This is a genomic window from Rubellimicrobium arenae (genome assembly GCF_017916275.1).
In the GTDB taxonomy this organism is placed as follows: Bacteria; Pseudomonadota; Alphaproteobacteria; order Rhodobacterales; family Rhodobacteraceae; genus Rubellimicrobium; species Rubellimicrobium arenae.
On sequence record NZ_JAFMST010000004.1, the window covers coordinates 106,480 to 123,918 of the forward strand.

Genomic DNA, 17,439 nt, shown 5'->3' on the forward strand with positions numbered 1-17,439 from the left:
CGCTTCTCCTCCTATAACCGAGAGGTGAGAATGACGTTCCATCCCGACGACACCGACCGGAAAATCCTGATCGAGCTGCAGGCCGACGCCAGCCGGTCGCTGGACGAGATCGCCCGCGCGGTGGGCTCCTCCAAGACGCCGGTCTGGAACCGGATCAAGAGGATGCGCGCGGCCGGGATCATCGGCCAGCAGACCGTGATCCTCGACGCCGAGGCGCTGGGCTTCGAGGCCACCTTCTTCGTCCTGATCCGCACGAGCGAGCACGAGGCCGACTGGCAGCGCAAGTTCCTGGCGACCCTGCGCGCCCGCCCCGAGGTGCAGGAGGCGCACCGCCTGGCCGGGGACATCGACTACATCCTCAAGGTCCGGGTCCGGAACGCCCGCGCCTACGACCAGTTCTACCAGGCGCTGATCTCCGAGGTCCGGATCTACAACGTCACCGCGCTCCTTTCCATGGAGGAGATCAAGAGCACGGTGGCGCTGCCGCTCTAGGCCTCGACCATGAGGCGTTCGAGGCCGTGGAAGTGGTACACGTCGCCGTAGCGCGGCGGCTCGGCCAGCCGGAGCGACAAGCACCTCTCAAAGAGCGCGCGGAGCCCGATGACCAGCTCCAGCCGGGCCAGCGGCGCGCCCACGCAGAAGTGGATGCCCCCGCCGAAGGCGACGTTCGGCGGACCCTGCCGCGCGGGGTCGAAGCGGTGCGGGTCGGCATAGGCCAGCGGATCGCGGTTCGCGGCGCCCAGCAGCAGAGCCACCTGGTCGCCCCGCCGGAAACGGTGGCCGAACAGCTCCGCCTCCTCGTAGACCCAGCGCGTGAACATGTGGAGCGGCGGGTCATGGCGCAGGATCTCCTCCACCACCGCCTCATCCACCTCGCGGACCCCCTGCTCCAGCAGGGTCTTGGCGCCGTTGCCCAGCGTGTGGACGGTCGCCTCGTGCCCGGCGTTCAAAAGCAGGATGCAGGTCGTCACCAGCTCGTCGGTCGAAAGCCGCTCGCCCGCCTCCTCGGCGGCGATGAGCTGGGTCAGGAGATCGTCCCCCGGAGCCCTGCGCCGCACCGCGACGGTGTCCTCGACAAAGCCGCGGAAGGCCAGCGCGGCCTCGACCGCCGCGTCCTCGATCTCGCGGGTGCGCCGCGCCTGGTACATGGCGACCATGGCGTTCGACCAGCGCAGGAGGTCGTCGGCCCGCTCCTCCGGCACGCCCAGCAGCCGCGCGATGACCACCACCGGGATGACCCGCCCGTAGGCGTCCAGGAGGTCGAACGGCCCCGCCGGAAAGCCGTCGATCAGCCGGTGGCAGAGCGCCTCGATCTCCGGCCCCATGGCCGCGATCCGGCGCGAGGTGAAGGCCCGCAGGACCAGCCCCCTCAGCCGCGTGTGCCGGGGCGGCTCCAGCTCCAGCATCGAATGGGCCTCGATGTCGTAGAAGGGCCGGGTGTGGGGCGCGATCTCGGGGGCCATCTCGGGCGGGGCCTCGCGGCCCAGCCGCCGGTCGCGCAGCAGCGCCGACACGGCCCGGTGCGAGGTCGCGCACACCAGGCCGTAATCGTCCCAGGCGAACAGGTCGCCCCCCGCCCGCGCCCGGTCGTAGAACGGATAAGGGTCCTGCACGAAGGCGGGGTCGGTCGCGGACTGCGAAAGATGGAGCATCAGGGCAGCTCGGACTCCGCCGCCTGCTCCAGGGCCTGCACGATGGGCGAGAAGTCGGCGGCCTTGAGGCTGGCCCCGCCCACCAGGGCGCCGTCCACATCGGGGATCGCAAAGATCTCGACGGCGTTCGAGGCCTTCACGCTGCCGCCGTAGAGCAGCCGGAAGAAGGCCGCGTCCGCGCCGAACCGGGCCGACAGGCGCGACCGCATGAAGTCGTGGACCTCGCCGATCTGCTCGTTGGTGGGCGTCAGGCCGGTGCCGATGGCCCAGACGGGCTCGTAGGCGATGACGGTGGTCTGCCCCGTCGCCGCGTCGGGCACGCTGGCGTCCAGCTGCCGGCCCACCACGTCCAGGGTCTGCCCGGCCTCGCGCTCGGCCAGGGTCTCGCCGATGCAGATGACCGCCGTCAGCCCCGCGGCATGGGCGGCCCGGGCCTTGGCCGCGACCTGCTCATCGGTTTCGCCGTGGTTGGTCCGCCGCTCGGAGTGGCCGACGATGACGTAGGTGGCCCCCGCGTCCTTCAGCTGCTCGGCCGAGATGTCGCCGGTATGCGCGCCCGACGCCGCCGCATGGCAGTCCTGGCCTCCGACCATCAGCGGGTGCTGGCCCTTCTTCGCGGCCAGTTGCGCGATCAGGGTGGCGGGCGGGCACAGGAGGATCTCCACATTGGGCGACAGATGCGCCTCGAGGAGCTTCTCGACCTCGGACAGGCTCGCGGCCGTCCCGTTCATCTTCCAGTTCCCGGCGGCAAGCCTGCGGCGCATTCCTCATCCCTCCGTGTTGGCGGGACGGGATTAGCAGCGGGGCCGGACGGCGGAAAGGGTCAGCGGGCCGTGGCTTCCGCGAACTTCACGGACTCGCCGCAGCCGCAGGCGTCCACGACGTTCGGGTTGCGGAAGCGGAACGCGGATTCGAGGAGCGTCGTCTCGTAGTCGATCTCGGTGCCGATCAGGAACATCTGCGCCATGGGCGCGATCATCACGCGGGCGCCGTCCTGTTCGACGATCTCGTCCAGGGGATTGACGCTGTCGGCCCAGTCCATGGTGTATTCCATGCCCGCGCAGCCGCCCTTCCGGACGCCGATGCGAAGGCCCTGCCGTCCGTCGCGCGCCATCATCCGCGCGATCTGCTTCGCGGCGGCGGGGGTCATGGTCACGGCCTGCTTTCCGGGGATCGAGAACATCGAAGGGGCCTCCTGGTCCGAGCCCTACAGATAAGGCCCCCGCGCCCCTGTGAAAAGGGGGCCGCGCGAACGGCCCCCTCCGGGTGTCGTGGTCCCTGCGCCGAACCTCAGCGCGAGGCGAAGGTCTCGCCCAGGAGGGGCGTGATCCGCCGGAGCGTGGCGCGGCGGTTCTGCTGGTTCGACTCGGTGGTCGCAACCTTGAGGAACTCCTCGCCGTAGCCCTGCACCACGAGGTTCTCGGGCGGGATGTCGAAGTTCTCGGTCAGCGCCAGCGCCACCGACTCGGCGCGCCGGTCCGACAGCGCCAGGTTCGTCGCCTCCGAGCCCACCGCGTCGGTGTGCCCCTCGACCAGGAACACCTCGCCCGGGTTCTCGTCGAGGGCGTCCTCGATCAGGATGCCCATCTGCACGAGGTTCGACAGCTCGTTGCCCGGGATCGCCGCCGATCCGGTCGGGAAGCTCACCTGGAGGTCGATCGCCGGGACGAGGTTCCGCACCGCCGAGATCTCGCGGATCTGGCGCAGCGAGAAGGTCCGGCCGGGGTCGAAGTCCGGCCCCTGCTCGAGGAGCGCCCGCAGCTCCGAGGTGTCGAGGTCCTGCGAGGCCACCACGACCGGCGGCGGCGCCTCGTCCAGAAGCCGGGTCACGTCGACGGGCTGCACCTCCTCCGTGTCGTCGAAAAGCTGGACCTGCGTGCCGTCCGGCAGGATGCGGGCCCGGCGCAGCACGCGGCCGTTGGCATCCCGGATCGTGACGACCTGGGTGCCGTCCTCGCGGGTCAGGAAGGTCCGGGTCGAGCCGTCCGCGAAGGTTTCGGTCCGCACCTGCGACCCGGGCTGGCGCAGGATGGCGTCGTCGTCGCGATACACCTCGTAGCCGCCCGTCCGGTTGCGCGTCACCACCCGGTCACCCGAGTTGGTCACGACCTCCTGGCCGTTGTTCAGCAGGGTGCCCACCGCCGCCGCCCCAAGCCCCAGGAGCAGCGCCTTCTCGAAGTTGCTCAGGCCGCTGTCGTCGTCATCGTCGTCGTTCCGGACGACGCGGCCGTCCCCGTCGACCTCGGTCTCGAAGTCTTCCGTGGCCCGACGGACATCATCGTCGTCGATGGTGCGGACGTCGATCTCGGCTTCCCCTTCCGAGGCTTCGGCCGCGGCCCGCGCCGCGGCAAGCTCCCGGTCGGCCTCCTCCTGGGCCGCGTCGCGGGCGACCTCGGCCTCGGCCTCGGCCCGGGAGGCGCGGCGAAGCTCCTCGGCGGCACGCCGGTCGGCGCGCGATCGCGCACGCTCCTCGGCACGGGCCTGGGCGTCGGCATCCTCCTCGGCGGCCTCCTGGGCTTCGGCCCGGGCGCGGGCCTCGGCTTCCCTCACGGCCCGGCGGTCGGCCTCGGATTCGCCCCGGTCGCGGTTGCGATTCCGATTACCTTCGCCCTCGACCTCCTCCCGGGCGCGGGCCTCGGCTTCGGCCTCGCGCCGCACCTCCCGCTCGGCCTCTCTCCGGGCCTCCCGCTCGGCGGCGCGCTCGCCCCGATCCTGCTCGGCCTGATCCTGCTCGGCCTCCTGCTGGGCTTCGCGTTCGGAGTCGCGCTGGGCCTCTTCCTGCGCCTGCTGCTCGGCCTCGCGCCGCGCTTCCCGCTCGGCCTGGCGCTCGGCATCCCGCTGGGCTTCGCGCTCGGCCTGACGCTCGGTTTCCCGCTCCGCCTCGCGCTGGGCCTGGCGTTCGGCGTCGCGCTGCGCGTCCCGCTCCGCCTCGCGTCGGGCCTCGCGCTCGGCTTCACGCTCCGCCTGCTGCTGGGCCTCGCGCTCCGCGTCCCGCTGCGCCTCCCGTTCGGCGTCCTGCTGCGCCTGACGCTCGGCCTCCCGTTGGGCCTGACGCTCGGCGTCCCGTTCGGCCTCGCGCTGGGCCTGACGTTCAGCGTCGCGCTGAGCCTCGCGCTCGGCTTGCCTCTGGGCCTCGCGCTCCGCCTCCCGTTCCGCCTCGCGCTGAGCTTCCCGCTCGGCATCGCGCTGCGCGTCCCGTTCCGCCTCGCGTTGGGCCTCGCGCTCGGCCCGGCGGCCGTTGCCCTCCTCTCGGCCCTCGCCGTTGCCGTTGCCGTTCCCCCGGCCGGCGCGGTCCACGCTGCCGTCGGGGTTCACGACATGGGGCGTGCCGCGACGGGGCTCGCCCTGCGGGCACGGGGGCTCGGACAGGTCGCGGCACAGCCGCACCCGCTCCTGCGCCTGGGCCTCGGGCACCGAGGTCACCTGCGGCAGCAGGAGCGACAGCGTCGCGACCAGCGCCGTGGTCGCGCGGATGGGACGTGAGTTCATGTAGTGCTTCCTCCGGGCGGGCGCGCCCGATCCGATGGAACAGGGCGCGGTCCGCGTTCAACGCATGCCTGCGGAGTTGGTTTCCCACCGGAAGATAGGCAATAACAGCCGCCCCGAAGCCCATAACCCATGGATTGCGCCCAGGGCGGACGGCTCGGGGCGGACGGCTCGGGGCGGACGGCTCCGGCCGCCGTGCCCGCGCCGCCTCAGTAGCCCATCTCGGTGATGATCAGGCGCCCGGGGTTGCGGCGCGATCCGTCGTAGCTGCCGATCCAGATGTCATAAAGCCCCTGGGGCGGGTTCGCGATCGAGATGACCGGGTTCGACCCGTAGACGTCGTCCTGGTACCAGACCTCGCCGTTCGGCCCGCTGATGAGCAGCACGGCATCGGCATAGGATTCGACCGCAAAGGTCAGCTGCGCCGACTGCCCGTTCCAGTACAGGTCGAAGTCCGGGCGCGTGGTCACGAACCCGGCCGCATTGATCCCGCAGGTGGCCAGGTTGTGCGTGCCGCCCGCGGTGATGTTGCGGACATAGGGATCGGGCGTGAACCCGGCCCACAGCTCGATCTGCCCGAAATGGGGCGCTCCGGTCCAGTCGGGGCAGGCCAGGGCGGGCGAGGCCAGGCCAAGGACAGCCGCCGCCAGGGCGGCCAGGGAAAGGCGCTTCATGGGAATCTCCAGTCAAATCGGGCAGATCGCCGCGTCCGTTCAATGCCTGCAATGTCCCTCCCGCCCCCCTCTCCTGTCAACGGCGGAAGCGGGCTGGTCAGGAAAACCCGACCGGACCGGCGGCCATTGCGGGGACCTGCGCGACACCCTACCCTTCGCCCCGACTGCAAGGGAGTTGAGCGCCATGAACGAGACCACGCGGATCGCCCCTCCGGCCGACGCCTCCGGCCATGGCCCCGGCCTGTCCTCCTTCGACTGGGCCGACCCCCTGCGGCTCGAGGACCAGCTGTCCGAGGACGAGCGGATGCTTCGCGACGCCGCCCGGCAGTTCGCGGAAGGACGCCTCGCCCCGCGCGTCCAGCAGGCCTACCACGAGGAGACCGCCGACCCGTCGATCTTCCGCGAGATGGGCGAGGCCGGGCTCCTCGGCGTCACCATCCCCGAGGAGCATGGCGGCCTGGGCGCCGGCTACGTCGCCTACGGGCTCGTCGCCCGCGAGGTGGAGCGCGTGGATTCGGGCTACCGCTCGATGATGTCGGTCCAGTCCTCCCTCGTGATGTACCCGATCCACGCCTACGGCTCGGACGCGCAGCAGGCGAAGTACCTCCCCGGCCTCGCCGCGGGCGAGCTGATCGGCTGCTTCGGCCTGACCGAGCCCGACGCCGGCTCGGACCCCGGCGGGATGCGGACGACCGCCCGTAAAACCTCCGGCGGCTACCTCCTCAACGGCACCAAGACCTGGATCTCGAACGCCCCCCTCGCCGATGTCTTCGTGGTCTGGGCCAAGTCCGAGGCGCATGGCGGCAAGATCCGGGGCTTCGTCCTCGACAAGGGCACCCCCGGCCTGTCCGCCCCCAAGATCGGCGGCAAGCTGTCGCTCCGCGCCTCCGTCACCGGCCAGATCATCATGGAGGACGTGGAGGTCCCCGAGGACGCGCTCCTGCCGGGCGTCGAGGGGCTCAAGGGACCCTTCGGCTGCCTCAACCGCGCGCGCTACGGCATCTCCTGGGGCGTCATGGGCGCCGCCGAGGCCTGCTGGCACACCGCGCGCCAGTACGGGCTCGACCGCAGGCAGTTCGGCAAGCCGCTGGCCCAGAACCAGCTTTTCCAGAAAAAGCTCGCCGACATGCAGACCGAGATCGCGCTGGGCCTCCAGGGCGCGCTCGCGCTCGGCCGCATGATGGAGGCGGGCCGCGCCTCGCCCGAGGCCATCTCGCTGATGAAGCGCAACAACTGCGGCAAGGCGCTCGACGTGGCGCGGGCGTCGCGGGACATGCTGGGGGGCAACGGCATCTCGGACGCCTTCCCGGTCATGCGCCACATGATCAACCTGGAAACCGTGAACACCTACGAAGGCACCCACGACGTCCACGCCCTGATCCTGGGGCGCGCGCAGACGGGGCTCCAGGCCTTCCAGTAAGGCGCGGGCGGCGGTCCTAGCGGGCCGCCACGGCCAGCCCGGTCGGCACCGCGCGGCGCTCCGGCCCGCCGTCCGTCCGGCTCGAGCGGAGCACGGCCGCGCCCAGCTCCGGCAGGTAATCGAGGCGCAGCGTCAGCCCGCCCGTCTTGCCCCAGTCGTAATGCACCTCGACGTCGATCGTCCCGTAGCGGCACCCGCCCAGGTCCAGGGGCTCCCCCCGCGCAAAGGCGACGTCCGCGATCTCGGCGTGCATGGTGCCGTCGGCCTGCCGGACCGTCGTCCGCCCCGACCAGTGCGCCCCCGGCGCGGGCGGCGGCAGGGTCAGCGGCGGCTGCGGAAAGACCACGTCCATCCGCGTCATCGGCATGGGCGACCCCAGGCTGTCCAGCGCCACCTCCTCGAAGACATAGACCCCATGGGCCGCGCGGAACCGGATCGGCGCCTCCCCGTTCGCGTGCCGCTCCTCGATCTCGACCGCCCCGTCGCCCCGGCGGCGCAGCAGCGTCGTGTCGCCGTTGGCGAAGCTCACGACCACCCCGGCGGCGAGATCCGCCGCCGCCGGGCAGGCGGCCCGGGCGGGTCCGGTGGCGGCCAGGGCCAGGATCGGGGCGGCACAAAGGACGGCAGGCAGGCGCATCGAAAACCCTTCGGCAACTTGGCCGGTCCTATGCCCCAGCCTCCGCCTCCTGCCCAGAGAGGCGCCCCTCATGACCCGCCGTCAACGCGGCCCAAGAAGCGGACCCCATGGGCACGGCCGCGGACGGTCCCCGGTCTGGCCTGCCTGCCGAGCCCGTGCTAGGTCGGATGCCATGCCGAACCGAGCCTGGACCCGCCTCACCCTCCGCCGCCCCGACGACTGGCACCTCCACCTGCGGGACGGGGCCATGCTCCGGGCCGTGGCGCCCCATTCGGCCCGCGACTTCGGCCGCGCCATCATCATGCCGAACCTCGTGCCGCCCGTGGTCACCATGGCGCAGGCCGCCGCCTACCGCGACCGCATCCGCGAGGCGCTTCCCCCGGGCAGCCGGTTCGAACCGCTGATGACCCTTTACCTGACCGAGGCCACGGACCCGGACGACGTCGCGCGCGCCTACCTGTCGGGCACCGCGCAGGCGGTGAAGCTCTACCCCGCCGGGGCCACGACCAACTCCCACGCCGGCGTCCGCGACCTGGGCAAGGTGCGCCCCGTCCTCGAACGCATGGCCGAGATCGGCATGACCCTTTGCATCCACGGCGAGGTGGTCGATCCCGACGTGGACATCTTCGACCGCGAGGCCGTGTTCATCGACCGGGTGCTCAAGCCGCTCCGTCGCCGGGTCCCCGACCTCCGCATCGTGCTCGAACATGTGACCACCCAGGACGGCGTGGACTTCGTGCGCGACCAGCCCCGGAACGTGGCCGCGACGATCACCACCCACCACCTCGTCATCAACCGCAACGCCATCCTCGCGGGGGGGATCCGGCCCCACTACTACTGCCTGCCCGTCGCCAAGCGCGAGGCGCACCGCATCGCGCTCGTGCAGGCCGCCGTGTCGGGCGACGAACGCTTCTTCCTCGGAACCGATTCCGCGCCCCACCTCGACCAGGCCAAGCTCCAGCCCTGCGGCTGCGCGGGCTGCTTCACCGCGCCCGTCACCCTGCCCATCCTGGCCGAGGTCTTCGAGGCCGCCGAGGCGCTGGACAAGCTCGAATCCTTCGTGTCGCTCAACGGCCCGCGCTATTACGGCCTGCCCCCCAACGACGACCGGGTCACGCTCGTCCGGGGCGAGGCCTGGACCGCGCCCCCCGCCATCCTGACCGACGACGGGCCCGTGACGGTGTTCGACCCGGGCTTCCCCCTGCATTGGCGGCTGGAGGATCAGGCCGCCGCCTGACCGACGCCGGACCGGCGCCCCCGCCCGGCCGGGGCGTCGGCCATCGCTGGCCGAGCCGCCCGGGCCGGCGGACGATTTTCCCGGCCCCGGGCCGCGCAAGCCCTACATTGGTCGCAGTCCCCGCCCGACATCGTCCGAGGCTGCCATGGACCCGATCATCGACGCCCTGCTCGCCTGGATCGGCGAGAACTCCGCCTATGATGTCGCCGGCCTGCCCCGTCCTGCCGTGGTGCTGCTCGCGCCCGGGGACCTGACGCGCGAATACTACGCCGCCGCCCCGCAGCTCCTCCCCGAGGATGGCGTGGACGACCGCCTGCTCGCGCTCTACTCGGCCGAGGACGGGCCGGACGGCACGCTCTACCTCCTCGCGCCCCGCCATGTTCCCGACGCCGGGCGCTGGGACGACCCGACCGACAACCCGCTCTTCCGCGAGATCGTGCTCCACGAGCTCGTGCATCACGTCCAGTGGCAGACCGGCGCCGCCGAGACCTGGCCCTGTCCCCAGTTCGGGGAACAGGAGGCCTACACGCTGGGCGGGATCTACCTCCGGCAGGTCCATGCGGCCGATCCCATCCCGAACCGCGGCTTCTGGGCCCGGACCTATTCGATCTGCTGACGCGCGGGCCTTCCCTGCCCCGTCCGTCCCCGCTATGTCGCGGCGACCCAAAGCCCCGGAGCCGCCGATGATCCCCACGAGCTTCCCCGCGCGCGAGGAAATCGCCCGCCTGTCCGCCTCCATGCTGATCGAGGCGAAGGCCGTCCACTTCAACGCGCGCGAGCCCTTCACCCACGCCTCGGGGCGCAAGGCGCCGACCTACATCGACTGCCGCCGCCTGATCTCCTTCCCCCGCATCCGTGCGGCGCTGATGGACTTCCTTTGCGTCACCGTGATGCGCGACGCGGGCGTCGAGGCCTTCGAAAACATCGCCGGGGGCGAGACGGCGGGCATCCCCTTCGCGGCCCTGGTCGCGGACCGCCTCGCGCTGCCCATGACCTATGTCCGCAAGAAGCCCAAGGGCTACGGCCGCAACGCCCGGATCGAGGGCGTCATGCCCGAGGGCGCCCGCGTCCTCCTGGTCGAGGATCTCGCCACTGACGGCGGCTCCAAACTGTCCTTCGTGCAGGCCATCCGCGACACCGGCGCCACCTGCGCGCACACGGCGGTCATCTTCGCCTACGGCATCTTCCCCGAGATGCACGACCGCCTCGCGGCGGAGGGCGTGACGCTCCACAGCCTCTGCACCTGGTGGGACGTCCTGGCCGAGGCCCGCCGCCAAGGGGCCTTCGACGCCGAGACGCTGGCCGCCGTCGAGGCCTATCTCCGCGATCCGGAGGGCTGGCTCCCCGCCTGATCCTTGCCGTGCCTCGGGGCGTTGCGCCCGGCGCACGGTGCCGCAGGGTCCGGTTAACCAAGACGCGCGATGCTTCCCCCTGCGACGGCCCGGGACCACATGCTCCCGCCCGCGCCCCCGGAGGCCGGCCCCCGTGCCGATGTGAACCGCCCCGCCGGGCCATAGCTCTTTGGGGACCACATGGGCGGGGTCCGCTGGTGCCATGCCAGCCGCCGCGCGTCGAGGACGCGCCCCCCGCCCCCGGCCTGGCACCCGGGCGCGGCCATCGGGCAGGTCCGGCGACCCCGCGTCCCGGCGACCGCCCGATCCCCTCCGCTGTTGTCAACTCACCTCTGCGATTCATCCACAGGATCACCCACAGGATTCATCGTTTGTGCCGATGACCCGGCCAGCGTAGGAACTAGAAAACAGAAGACGAACACGAGGCCCGAGTCATGACCGAGATCGCGCCGTTCCGGCCGCGCCAGCCTGCCGAGCCGCCCGTCCAGGAGGCGATGCCCCACAGCATCGAAGCCGAGCAGCAGATCCTTGGCGCGATCCTGACCAACAACGACATCTTCGACCGGATCTCGGCCATCATCGGGCCCGAGCACTTCTACGATCCGGTTCATGCCCGCATCTTCGAGGTCGCCAAGTCCCGCATCCTCAAGAACGCGCTGGCCTCGCCCGTCACGCTCAAGGCCTTCCTCGAAGGCGACGAGGGGCTCAAGGAGCTGGGCGGCCCCGCCTACCTCGCGCGCCTCGCCGGCGCGGCGATCTCGGCCTTCGCGGCCAAGGACTACGCCCAGCTCATCTACGACCTCGCCATCCGGCGCGAGCTCATCAAGCTCGGCAAGGAGATCGCCGACCGCGCCGCAACCGTCGAGGTCGAGAGCCCCCCGGCCGAGCAGATCATCCAGGCCGAATCCGCGCTCTACAAGATGGCCGAGCAGGGCAAGTCCGAGACCGGCTTCCAGAGCTTCCTGCGCGCCGTCACCGACGCCGTGCAGTCCGCCAATGCCGCCTACCAGCGGGACGGCGGCCTTGCCGGGATCTCGACCGGGCTCATCGACCTCGACAAGAAGCTGGGGGGCCTGCATCCCTCCGACCTCCTGATCCTCGCGGGCCGCCCCTCCATGGGGAAGACCTCGCTTGCGACGAACATCGCCTTCAACATCGCCAAGGCCTACAAGCGCGGCCGCCGTCCCGACGGCACCGAGGGCACGGTCAACGGCGGCATCGTCGGCTTCTACTCCCTGGAAATGAGCGCCGAGCAGCTGGCCGCCCGCGTCCTCTCCGAGGCCTCCGAGGTCCCGTCCGAGCAGATCCGCCGCGGCGACATGACCGAGGCCGAGTTCCGCCGCTTCGTCGAGGCCGCCAAGGACCTCGAGGCCTGCCCGCTCTTCATCGACGACACGGCCGCCATCCCGATCAACCAGCTCGCCGCCCGCGCGCGGCGGCTGAAGCGGACCCACGGGCTCGACGTGCTGATGATCGACTACCTCCAGCTCGTGCGCCCGGCGACCGCCAAGGACAGCCGCGTCAACGAGGTGTCCGAGATCACCCAAGGGCTCAAGGCCATCGCCAAGGAGCTCGACATCCCGGTGATCGCGCTCTCGCAGCTCTCCCGTCAGGTCGAGAACCGCGAGGACAAGCGGCCCCAGCTCTCGGACCTTCGCGAATCGGGCTCGATCGAGCAGGACGCCGACGTCGTGATGTTCGTGTTCCGCGAGGAGTACTACAAGGAACGCGAAAAGCCCGGCGAGCACGAGCTCGACAAGATGGCGACCTGGCAGGCCGAGATGGAGCGCCTCCACGGCCGCGCCGAGGTCATCATCGGCAAGCAGCGCCACGGCCCCATCGGCACCGTGGACCTCAGCTTCGAAGGCCGCTTCACCCGCTTCGGCAACCTCGCCAAGCCCTGGCAGGGCGAGGAGCACTAAGCCCGCCCGTCGCTGCCGGGACGCCGCGGCCCGCTTGGGCCTCCTCCGGGCGGATGCCCCGCGGGCACCTGCCTGCCGCGTCACCGCCGCCTCTTGCCGCCCCGCGCCTCTCCTGCCATGAGGCGCGGCATGGGCACCGGACGGCTTTCCATCGACCTTTCCGCCATCGTCTCCAACTGGAAGGCGCTGGCCTCACTCGCACGCGTGGACGCCGCGCCAGTCGTCAAGGCGGACGCCTACGGCCTGGGGATCGGCCCCGTGGGACGCGCCCTCGCCAACGCGGGCGCCCGCAGGTTCTTCGTGGCCTACGCCGAGGAGGGCTTCACCCTCCGCCGCGCCGTCGGGCCGGGGCCCGAGATCATGGTCCTGTCGGGCCACATGGCCGGAGACGCCCGGGCGCTCGCGGAATGCGGCCTGACGCCGATGGTCAACTCGGTCGAGCAGTTGACGCGCCACCTCGAATCGCTGCCCGGCCATCCCTTCGGGATCCAGCTCGACACCGGGATGAACCGGCTGGGCATGGAATGGGCCGAATGGGCCGCCGTGGCCGAGATCGCGCTGTCGCAGAACCCCGTCCTGCTGATGAGCCATCTCGCCTGCGCGGACGAGCCCGACCACCCGATGAACCCCTACCAGCTCGATCTCTTCCAGCAGATGACCGACGGGCTGAACGTGCCGCGATCGCTGTCGGCCACGGGGGGCATCCTGCTCGGCCCCGACTACCATTTCGACCTCGTGCGCCCCGGAATCGGCCTTTACGGCGGGCTGCCGTTCGAACACGCCCAGCCCGTCGTCACCCTCGACCTTCCGGTCATCCAGGTGCGCGACCTCCAGGAGGGCGAGGTCGCGGGCTACGGCAACACCTGGCAGGCGCAGCGCCCCTCGCGGCTGGCGACGGTCTCGGCGGGCTACGCCGACGGCCTCCTGCGGAGCCTGAGCCACCGGGTCACGCTCTGGCACGGGGACACGCCCTGCCCCGCCGTGGGACGCGTGTCCATGGACCTCATCATCGTGGACGTCACCGACCTTCCCGAGGACCCCGAGGCGCTCACCGTCATCGGCCCGAACCAGAGCATCGACCAGCTTGCCGAGGCGGCGGGGACCATCGGCTACGAGGTGCTGACCTCGCTGGGCTCCCGCTACGCCCGCTCCCTGCGCGAATGATCCTCCTGTCGGCGATCGGACGTCTCGGCGCCTGGACCCTCGCCCTCCTCGCGGGGATCGGCCGGTTCGCGGCCTTCACCCTCGAGACCCTGAGCCATGCCGTCCGCCCGCCCTTCCACGGGCGCGAGATCGCGCTGGCGCTGCTCCAGATGGGATGGCTGTCCTTGCCCGTCGTGGGCCTCACGGCGCTCTTCACCGGCGGCGCGCTCGCTCTCCAGATCTACGCCGGCGGCAACCGGTTCGGCGCCGAGGCGGTGGTCCCCCAGATCGTCGCCATCGGCATGGTGCGCGAGCTCGGCCCCGTGCTCGTGGGCCTGATGATCGCCGCCCGCGTGACCTCCTCGGTCGCCGCCGAGATCGCCACCATGAAGGTGACCGAGCAGATCGACGCGCTCGTGACCCTGTCCACCCATCCGATGAAATACCTCGTCCTGCCGCGTGTCCTCGCCGGCCTGGTCTCGGTTCCGGTTCTCGTGGGGATCGGCGACATCATCGGCGTCATGGGCGGCTGGCTCGTGGCGACGGAACGGCTGGGCTTCGTCTCGACGTCCTACCTTCACAACACCATCAACTTCCTCGAGCCGCTGGACATCATCTCGTCGCTGGCCAAGGGCGCGGTCTTCGGGTTCCTGGCCGCGCTCATGGGCTGCTGGTTCGGCCTCAACTCGGGCCGGGGCGCCATGGGCGTCGGACGCGCGACCAAGGGCGCGGTCGTCGCGGCCTCGGTCGCGATCCTGGCCGCCAACCTCGTCCTGACCGAAGCGTTCTTCTCCGCATGATCGAGCTGCGCGGCCTCCGGAAGTCCTTCGGCCCGAACACCGTCCTGGACGGCATCGACCTCGACGTCGCCCGCGGCAAAAGCCTTGTCGTGATCGGGGGGTCGGGCACGGGCAAGTCCGTGCTGCTCAAGTGCATCCTGGGCCTCGTCGCTCCGGACGCGGGCACCATCCGGCTCGGCGGGCAGGACGTGACCCGCCTGCCCCGCGACGCCTTCCTCAGCCGCTTCGGGATGCTGTTCCAGGGCGGGGCGCTGTTCGATTCGCTGCCGGTGTGGCAGAACGTGGCCTTCCGGCATCTCAAGGCCAGGATGCCCCGCGCCGAGGCGCGCGCCCGCGCCATCGACGCCCTGGCCCGCGTGGGCCTGCCGGAACGGACCGCCGACCTTTACCCCGCCGAGCTTTCGGGCGGGATGCAGAAGCGCGCCGCGCTGGCCCGCGCCATCGCGGCAAGCCCCGAGGTCGTCTTCTTCGACGAGCCCACGGCCGGGCTCGACCCCATCATGGCGGGCGTCATCAACCGCCTGATCCGCGAGGCGGTGACGGACCTGGGCGCGACCGCGGTGACCATCACCCATGACATGACCACCGTGCATACGGTCGCCGATCGCGTGGCGCTCCTCCACGGGGGCAAGCTGCGCTGGATGGGGCCGACGGCCGATCTCGACCACAGCGGCGACCCTTTCGTGGAGCAGTTCATCCACGGCCGCCCCGACGGTCCGATCGCCACGCTGCGCTGACCGCGGCGATATCCGAAGGCAGCTCCTAACCTTTTGGCCAACGTGCCCTTTTGGGACCTGACCCCGGGGAACCTTCCCCGGTCCAGGCCATTGGTTTCGGGACAGTCGCCCGGACCATGGGGCCGGGCTCCCGACAGGAGAAAGAGCGCCGATGGAGTTCCGTGCCACGATGCAGCAGTTCGCCCGAATCCTTCAGACGGTCGCCCTGTTCGTGCTGAGCCTCGCGGCCGCGGCCATGTTCGCCATCACTCTTCTGTCGGCCCTGGGCGTCCTGCCCTGGCTCTCGCTCCAGGCCGGGTTCGGCGGCGTTTGGCATCCGGCGGCGGGACCGGTCGCGCAGGTCGGCCTGACGGTGCTCCTGGTGCTGCTCGCGGCGCTCGTCCCGTCCAGCAGCCGCGTCCTCGCGCTGGAAACCAGCCACCGCGACTTCCGCATCCGGATGCAGGACGTGGCCAACGCCTACCACATGGCCCACAGCGCCGACCGCGGCGGCGCGTTCAGCCTGTCCTCCGAATTCGACGCGGTGCGCGAGCGGATCGAATACCTCCGCGATCACCCGGACCTCCGCCTGCTCGAGGCCGACATCCTGACGCTCGCCGCCCAGATGTCGCAGCAGTCGCATCGGCTGGCCGAGATCTACAGCGACGAACGCGTGTCCCGCGCGCGGGCCTTCCTGGCCCAGCGGCAGCAGGAGGTGGCGGACCAGCAGCAGCGCATCGGCGAGGCGCTCCGGGTCAGCCGCGAGATCATGCGCTGGAACTCCCAGGTCGAGCTCGACGAGGCCATGGTGGCCAGCCAGCTCCAGCAGCTCGACGAGCAGCTCCAGGCGGCGCTGCCGGGGCTGGGCTACAGGCTCGACCGGACGGATCCGGCAGTCCCGGCGCACGACCACCCGATGGCGCGCCCCGACAACATCTTCCCGATGGGGCAACGTCCCGCCGCCGAATGAGGAGGCCCGCGCGGGCGTGATCCGCCCCGCCTTGCACATGCCGCCGCGATGGCCCACATCGGGGCCATCATGGGACGCGAGCAAGTCTTCACCTGCACGGTCTGCGGCGCGACCCAGTCCAAGTGGTCCGGCCGCTGCGACGCCTGCGGGGCCTGGAACACCATCGTCGAGGAGGTGCCGCTGGCCGTCGGGCCCGGCAAGGCCCTCAAGCGCGGCAACAGCCTGACGCTCACCGATCTCGCCACCGCCGAGGCCCCTCCGCCCCGCACCGAGGCGGGCGTCGCCGAGCTGGACCGCGTGCTGGGGGGCGGGCTCGTGGCAGCCTCGGCGATCCTCGTGGGGGGCGATCCCGGGATCGGGAAATCGACCCTCCTCCTCCAGGCGGCGGCGCGCTTCGCCCGGAACGGCCTCAAGGTCGTCTATGTCACCGGCGAGGAGTCGGCCGGACAGGTGCAGATGCGCGCCCAGCGGCTCGGCCTGACGGAAAGCCCCGTGAAGCTGGCCGCGCACACCAACCTCCGGGACATCCTTGCGACCCTGGACAGCGAGGCGCCGCAGCTTGCCATCATCGACTCGATCCAGACCATGTGGCTGGACACCGTGGAATCGGCGCCAGGCTCGGTGTCGCAGGTCCGGGCGGCGGCGCACGAGCTGACCTCCTTCGCCAAGCGGCGCGGCATCGCCATCGTCATGGTGGGCCACGTCACCAAGGAGGGCGCCATCGCCGGCCCCCGCGTCGTGGAGCACATGGTCGATACGGTGCTCTATTTCGAAGGCGACCGCGGCCATCAGTTCCGCATCCTGCGCGCGGTCAAGAACCGATTCGGTCCCGCGGACGAGATCGGCGTCTTCGAGATGACCGGAAAGGGCCTGACCGAGGTCCGCAACCCGTCCGCCCTGTTCCTGAGCGAGCGCGGCACCCCGGCCCCCGGCTCGGTCGTCTTCGCCGGCATCGAGGGGTCGCGCCCGATCCTGTGCGAGATCCAGGCCCTCGTGGCGCCGGCCGCGCCCGGACAGACGCGCCGGAGCGTGGTGGGCTGGGACGGCGGGCGGCTGGCCATGATCCTGGCCGTGCTGGACGCCCGCGCCGGCCTCAGCTTCGCGGGACTCGATGTTTATCTGAACGTCGCGGGCGGGCTGAAGATCACCGAGCCCGCCGCCGACCTTGCCGTCGCGATGGCGCTGGTGTCGGCTCAGTCGCAGCAGCCGCTCGACCCGCAGACCGTCGTGTTCGGCGAGATCAGCCTTTCCGGGGCGCTCCGTCCCGTCTCCCAGACCGAAAACCGGTTGAAGGAGGCGCAAAAACTTGGTTTCACCACCGCCATCCTGCCGACGCTGGCCAAGCGTGCGGCCGGGTCGGGCCTTGCCTTGCGTGAAAAGCCCGATCTGGCGACCGCCGTGACCGACCAGATGAGCGGGACCTGACGGCA

Annotated in this window: 17 protein-coding genes; 11 read left to right on the forward strand and 6 right to left on the reverse strand. The window is 71.2% G+C overall.

Annotated features, from left to right (window positions below; genetic code table 11):
• The first annotated feature begins 30 nt into the window (after positions 1-30).
• Positions 31-492: an Lrp/AsnC family transcriptional regulator gene (locus J3P31_RS07345; protein WP_210527776.1), complete on the forward strand. Its 462-nt coding sequence runs from the start codon at positions 31-33 to the stop codon at positions 490-492.
• Here J3P31_RS07345 and J3P31_RS07350 read toward each other — a convergent pair.
• The 5 genes from J3P31_RS07350 to J3P31_RS07370 form a co-directional block, all read right to left on the reverse strand.
• Complete coding sequence (locus J3P31_RS07350; protein WP_210527777.1) at positions 489-1,652, reverse strand: cytochrome P450; 1,164 nt, start codon at positions 1,650-1,652, stop codon at positions 489-491. The genes J3P31_RS07345 and J3P31_RS07350 overlap by 4 nt on opposite strands.
• Positions 1,652-2,416: a triose-phosphate isomerase gene (gene tpiA / locus J3P31_RS07355; protein WP_210527778.1), complete on the reverse strand. Its 765-nt coding sequence runs from the start codon at positions 2,414-2,416 to the stop codon at positions 1,652-1,654. The genes J3P31_RS07350 and tpiA overlap by 1 nt, the downstream gene beginning before the upstream one ends.
• A gap of 59 nt (positions 2,417-2,475) precedes the next feature.
• Entirely contained in the window at positions 2,476-2,835 is a 360-nt protein-coding gene (locus J3P31_RS07360) for a HesB/IscA family protein (RefSeq protein ID WP_210527779.1), read from the reverse strand.
• 107 nt (positions 2,836-2,942) lie between these two features.
• Positions 2,943-5,141: an OmpA family protein gene (locus tag J3P31_RS07365; RefSeq protein WP_210527780.1), complete on the reverse strand. Its 2,199-nt coding sequence runs from the start codon at positions 5,139-5,141 to the stop codon at positions 2,943-2,945.
• Between the two features lie 206 nt (positions 5,142-5,347).
• Entirely contained in the window at positions 5,348-5,812 is a 465-nt protein-coding gene (locus tag J3P31_RS07370; RefSeq protein WP_210527781.1) for a peptidase S1, read from the reverse strand.
• 184 nt (positions 5,813-5,996) lie between these two features.
• Here J3P31_RS07370 and J3P31_RS07375 point away from each other — a divergent pair, with 184 nt between their 5' ends.
• The gene (locus J3P31_RS07375; RefSeq protein WP_210527782.1) at positions 5,997-7,232 is read left to right on the forward strand and encodes an acyl-CoA dehydrogenase; all 1,236 of its coding nucleotides are present in this window, start codon (positions 5,997-5,999) and stop codon (positions 7,230-7,232) included.
• Positions 7,233-7,248: 16 nt separating this feature from the next.
• Here J3P31_RS07375 and J3P31_RS07380 read toward each other — a convergent pair whose 3' ends face one another.
• The gene (locus tag J3P31_RS07380) at positions 7,249-7,869 is read right to left on the reverse strand and encodes a hypothetical protein (protein ID WP_210527783.1); all 621 of its coding nucleotides are present in this window, start codon (positions 7,867-7,869) and stop codon (positions 7,249-7,251) included.
• A 172-nt stretch (positions 7,870-8,041) separates the two neighbouring features.
• Here J3P31_RS07380 and pyrC point away from each other — a divergent pair, with 172 nt between their 5' ends.
• The 9 genes from pyrC (at position 8,042) to radA (ending at position 17,434) form a co-directional block, all read left to right on the forward strand.
• Positions 8,042-9,106, forward strand: a complete 1,065-nt coding sequence (gene pyrC, locus J3P31_RS07385) for a dihydroorotase (protein ID WP_210527784.1) — start codon at positions 8,042-8,044, stop codon at positions 9,104-9,106.
• Between the two features lie 145 nt (positions 9,107-9,251).
• Complete coding sequence (locus tag J3P31_RS07390; protein WP_210527785.1) at positions 9,252-9,722, forward strand: DUF6647 family protein; 471 nt, start codon at positions 9,252-9,254, stop codon at positions 9,720-9,722.
• Positions 9,723-9,789: 67 nt separating this feature from the next.
• Positions 9,790-10,458 (forward strand): orotate phosphoribosyltransferase, encoded by a 669-nt coding sequence (locus J3P31_RS07395; RefSeq protein ID WP_210527786.1) that lies wholly within the window; start codon positions 9,790-9,792, stop codon positions 10,456-10,458.
• Positions 10,459-10,892: 434 nt separating this feature from the next.
• Positions 10,893-12,380: a replicative DNA helicase gene (locus J3P31_RS07400; RefSeq protein WP_210527787.1), complete on the forward strand. Its 1,488-nt coding sequence runs from the start codon at positions 10,893-10,895 to the stop codon at positions 12,378-12,380.
• Positions 12,381-12,509: 129 nt separating this feature from the next.
• Positions 12,510-13,544 (forward strand): alanine racemase, encoded by a 1,035-nt coding sequence (gene alr, locus J3P31_RS07405; RefSeq protein WP_210527788.1) that lies wholly within the window; start codon positions 12,510-12,512, stop codon positions 13,542-13,544.
• Complete coding sequence (locus tag J3P31_RS07410) at positions 13,541-14,323, forward strand: MlaE family ABC transporter permease (protein ID WP_210527789.1); 783 nt, start codon at positions 13,541-13,543, stop codon at positions 14,321-14,323. Before alr ends, J3P31_RS07410 begins: the two co-directional genes overlap by 4 nt.
• Positions 14,320-15,060 carry an ABC transporter ATP-binding protein gene (locus J3P31_RS07415; protein ID WP_210527790.1) on the forward strand — a complete coding sequence of 247 codons (741 nt, stop codon included), beginning with the start codon at positions 14,320-14,322 and terminating at the stop codon, positions 15,058-15,060. The genes J3P31_RS07410 and J3P31_RS07415 overlap by 4 nt, the downstream gene beginning before the upstream one ends.
• Before the next feature lie 151 nt (positions 15,061-15,211).
• The gene (locus tag J3P31_RS07420; RefSeq protein ID WP_210527791.1) at positions 15,212-16,009 is read left to right on the forward strand and encodes a DNA repair protein; all 798 of its coding nucleotides are present in this window, start codon (positions 15,212-15,214) and stop codon (positions 16,007-16,009) included.
• A 69-nt stretch (positions 16,010-16,078) separates the two neighbouring features.
• Entirely contained in the window at positions 16,079-17,434 is a 1,356-nt protein-coding gene (gene radA, locus J3P31_RS07425; RefSeq protein ID WP_210527792.1) for a DNA repair protein RadA, read from the forward strand.
• Positions 17,435-17,439: the final 5 nt, after the last annotated feature.

Coding starts and splice junctions, on each gene's coding strand:
- J3P31_RS07345 (WP_210527776.1), top strand. CDS start 31: ATGACGTTCCATCCCGACGACACCGACCGGAAAATCCTGATCGAGCTG.
- J3P31_RS07350 (WP_210527777.1), bottom strand. CDS start 1,652: ATGCTCCATCTTTCGCAGTCCGCGACCGACCCCGCCTTCGTGCAGGAC.
- tpiA (WP_210527778.1), bottom strand. CDS start 2,416: ATGCGCCGCAGGCTTGCCGCCGGGAACTGGAAGATGAACGGGACGGCC.
- J3P31_RS07360 (WP_210527779.1), bottom strand. CDS start 2,835: ATGTTCTCGATCCCCGGAAAGCAGGCCGTGACCATGACCCCCGCCGCC.
- J3P31_RS07365 (WP_210527780.1), bottom strand. CDS start 5,141: ATGAACTCACGTCCCATCCGCGCGACCACGGCGCTGGTCGCGACGCTG.
- J3P31_RS07370 (WP_210527781.1), bottom strand. CDS start 5,812: ATGAAGCGCCTTTCCCTGGCCGCCCTGGCGGCGGCTGTCCTTGGCCTG.
- J3P31_RS07375 (WP_210527782.1), top strand. CDS start 5,997: ATGAACGAGACCACGCGGATCGCCCCTCCGGCCGACGCCTCCGGCCAT.
- J3P31_RS07380 (WP_210527783.1), bottom strand. CDS start 7,869: ATGCGCCTGCCTGCCGTCCTTTGTGCCGCCCCGATCCTGGCCCTGGCC.
- pyrC (WP_210527784.1), top strand. CDS start 8,042: ATGCCGAACCGAGCCTGGACCCGCCTCACCCTCCGCCGCCCCGACGAC.
- J3P31_RS07390 (WP_210527785.1), top strand. CDS start 9,252: ATGGACCCGATCATCGACGCCCTGCTCGCCTGGATCGGCGAGAACTCC.
- J3P31_RS07395 (WP_210527786.1), top strand. CDS start 9,790: ATGATCCCCACGAGCTTCCCCGCGCGCGAGGAAATCGCCCGCCTGTCC.
- J3P31_RS07400 (WP_210527787.1), top strand. CDS start 10,893: ATGACCGAGATCGCGCCGTTCCGGCCGCGCCAGCCTGCCGAGCCGCCC.
- alr (WP_210527788.1), top strand. CDS start 12,510: ATGGGCACCGGACGGCTTTCCATCGACCTTTCCGCCATCGTCTCCAAC.
- J3P31_RS07410 (WP_210527789.1), top strand. CDS start 13,541: ATGATCCTCCTGTCGGCGATCGGACGTCTCGGCGCCTGGACCCTCGCC.
- J3P31_RS07415 (WP_210527790.1), top strand. CDS start 14,320: ATGATCGAGCTGCGCGGCCTCCGGAAGTCCTTCGGCCCGAACACCGTC.
- J3P31_RS07420 (WP_210527791.1), top strand. CDS start 15,212: ATGGAGTTCCGTGCCACGATGCAGCAGTTCGCCCGAATCCTTCAGACG.
- radA (WP_210527792.1), top strand. CDS start 16,079: ATGGGACGCGAGCAAGTCTTCACCTGCACGGTCTGCGGCGCGACCCAG.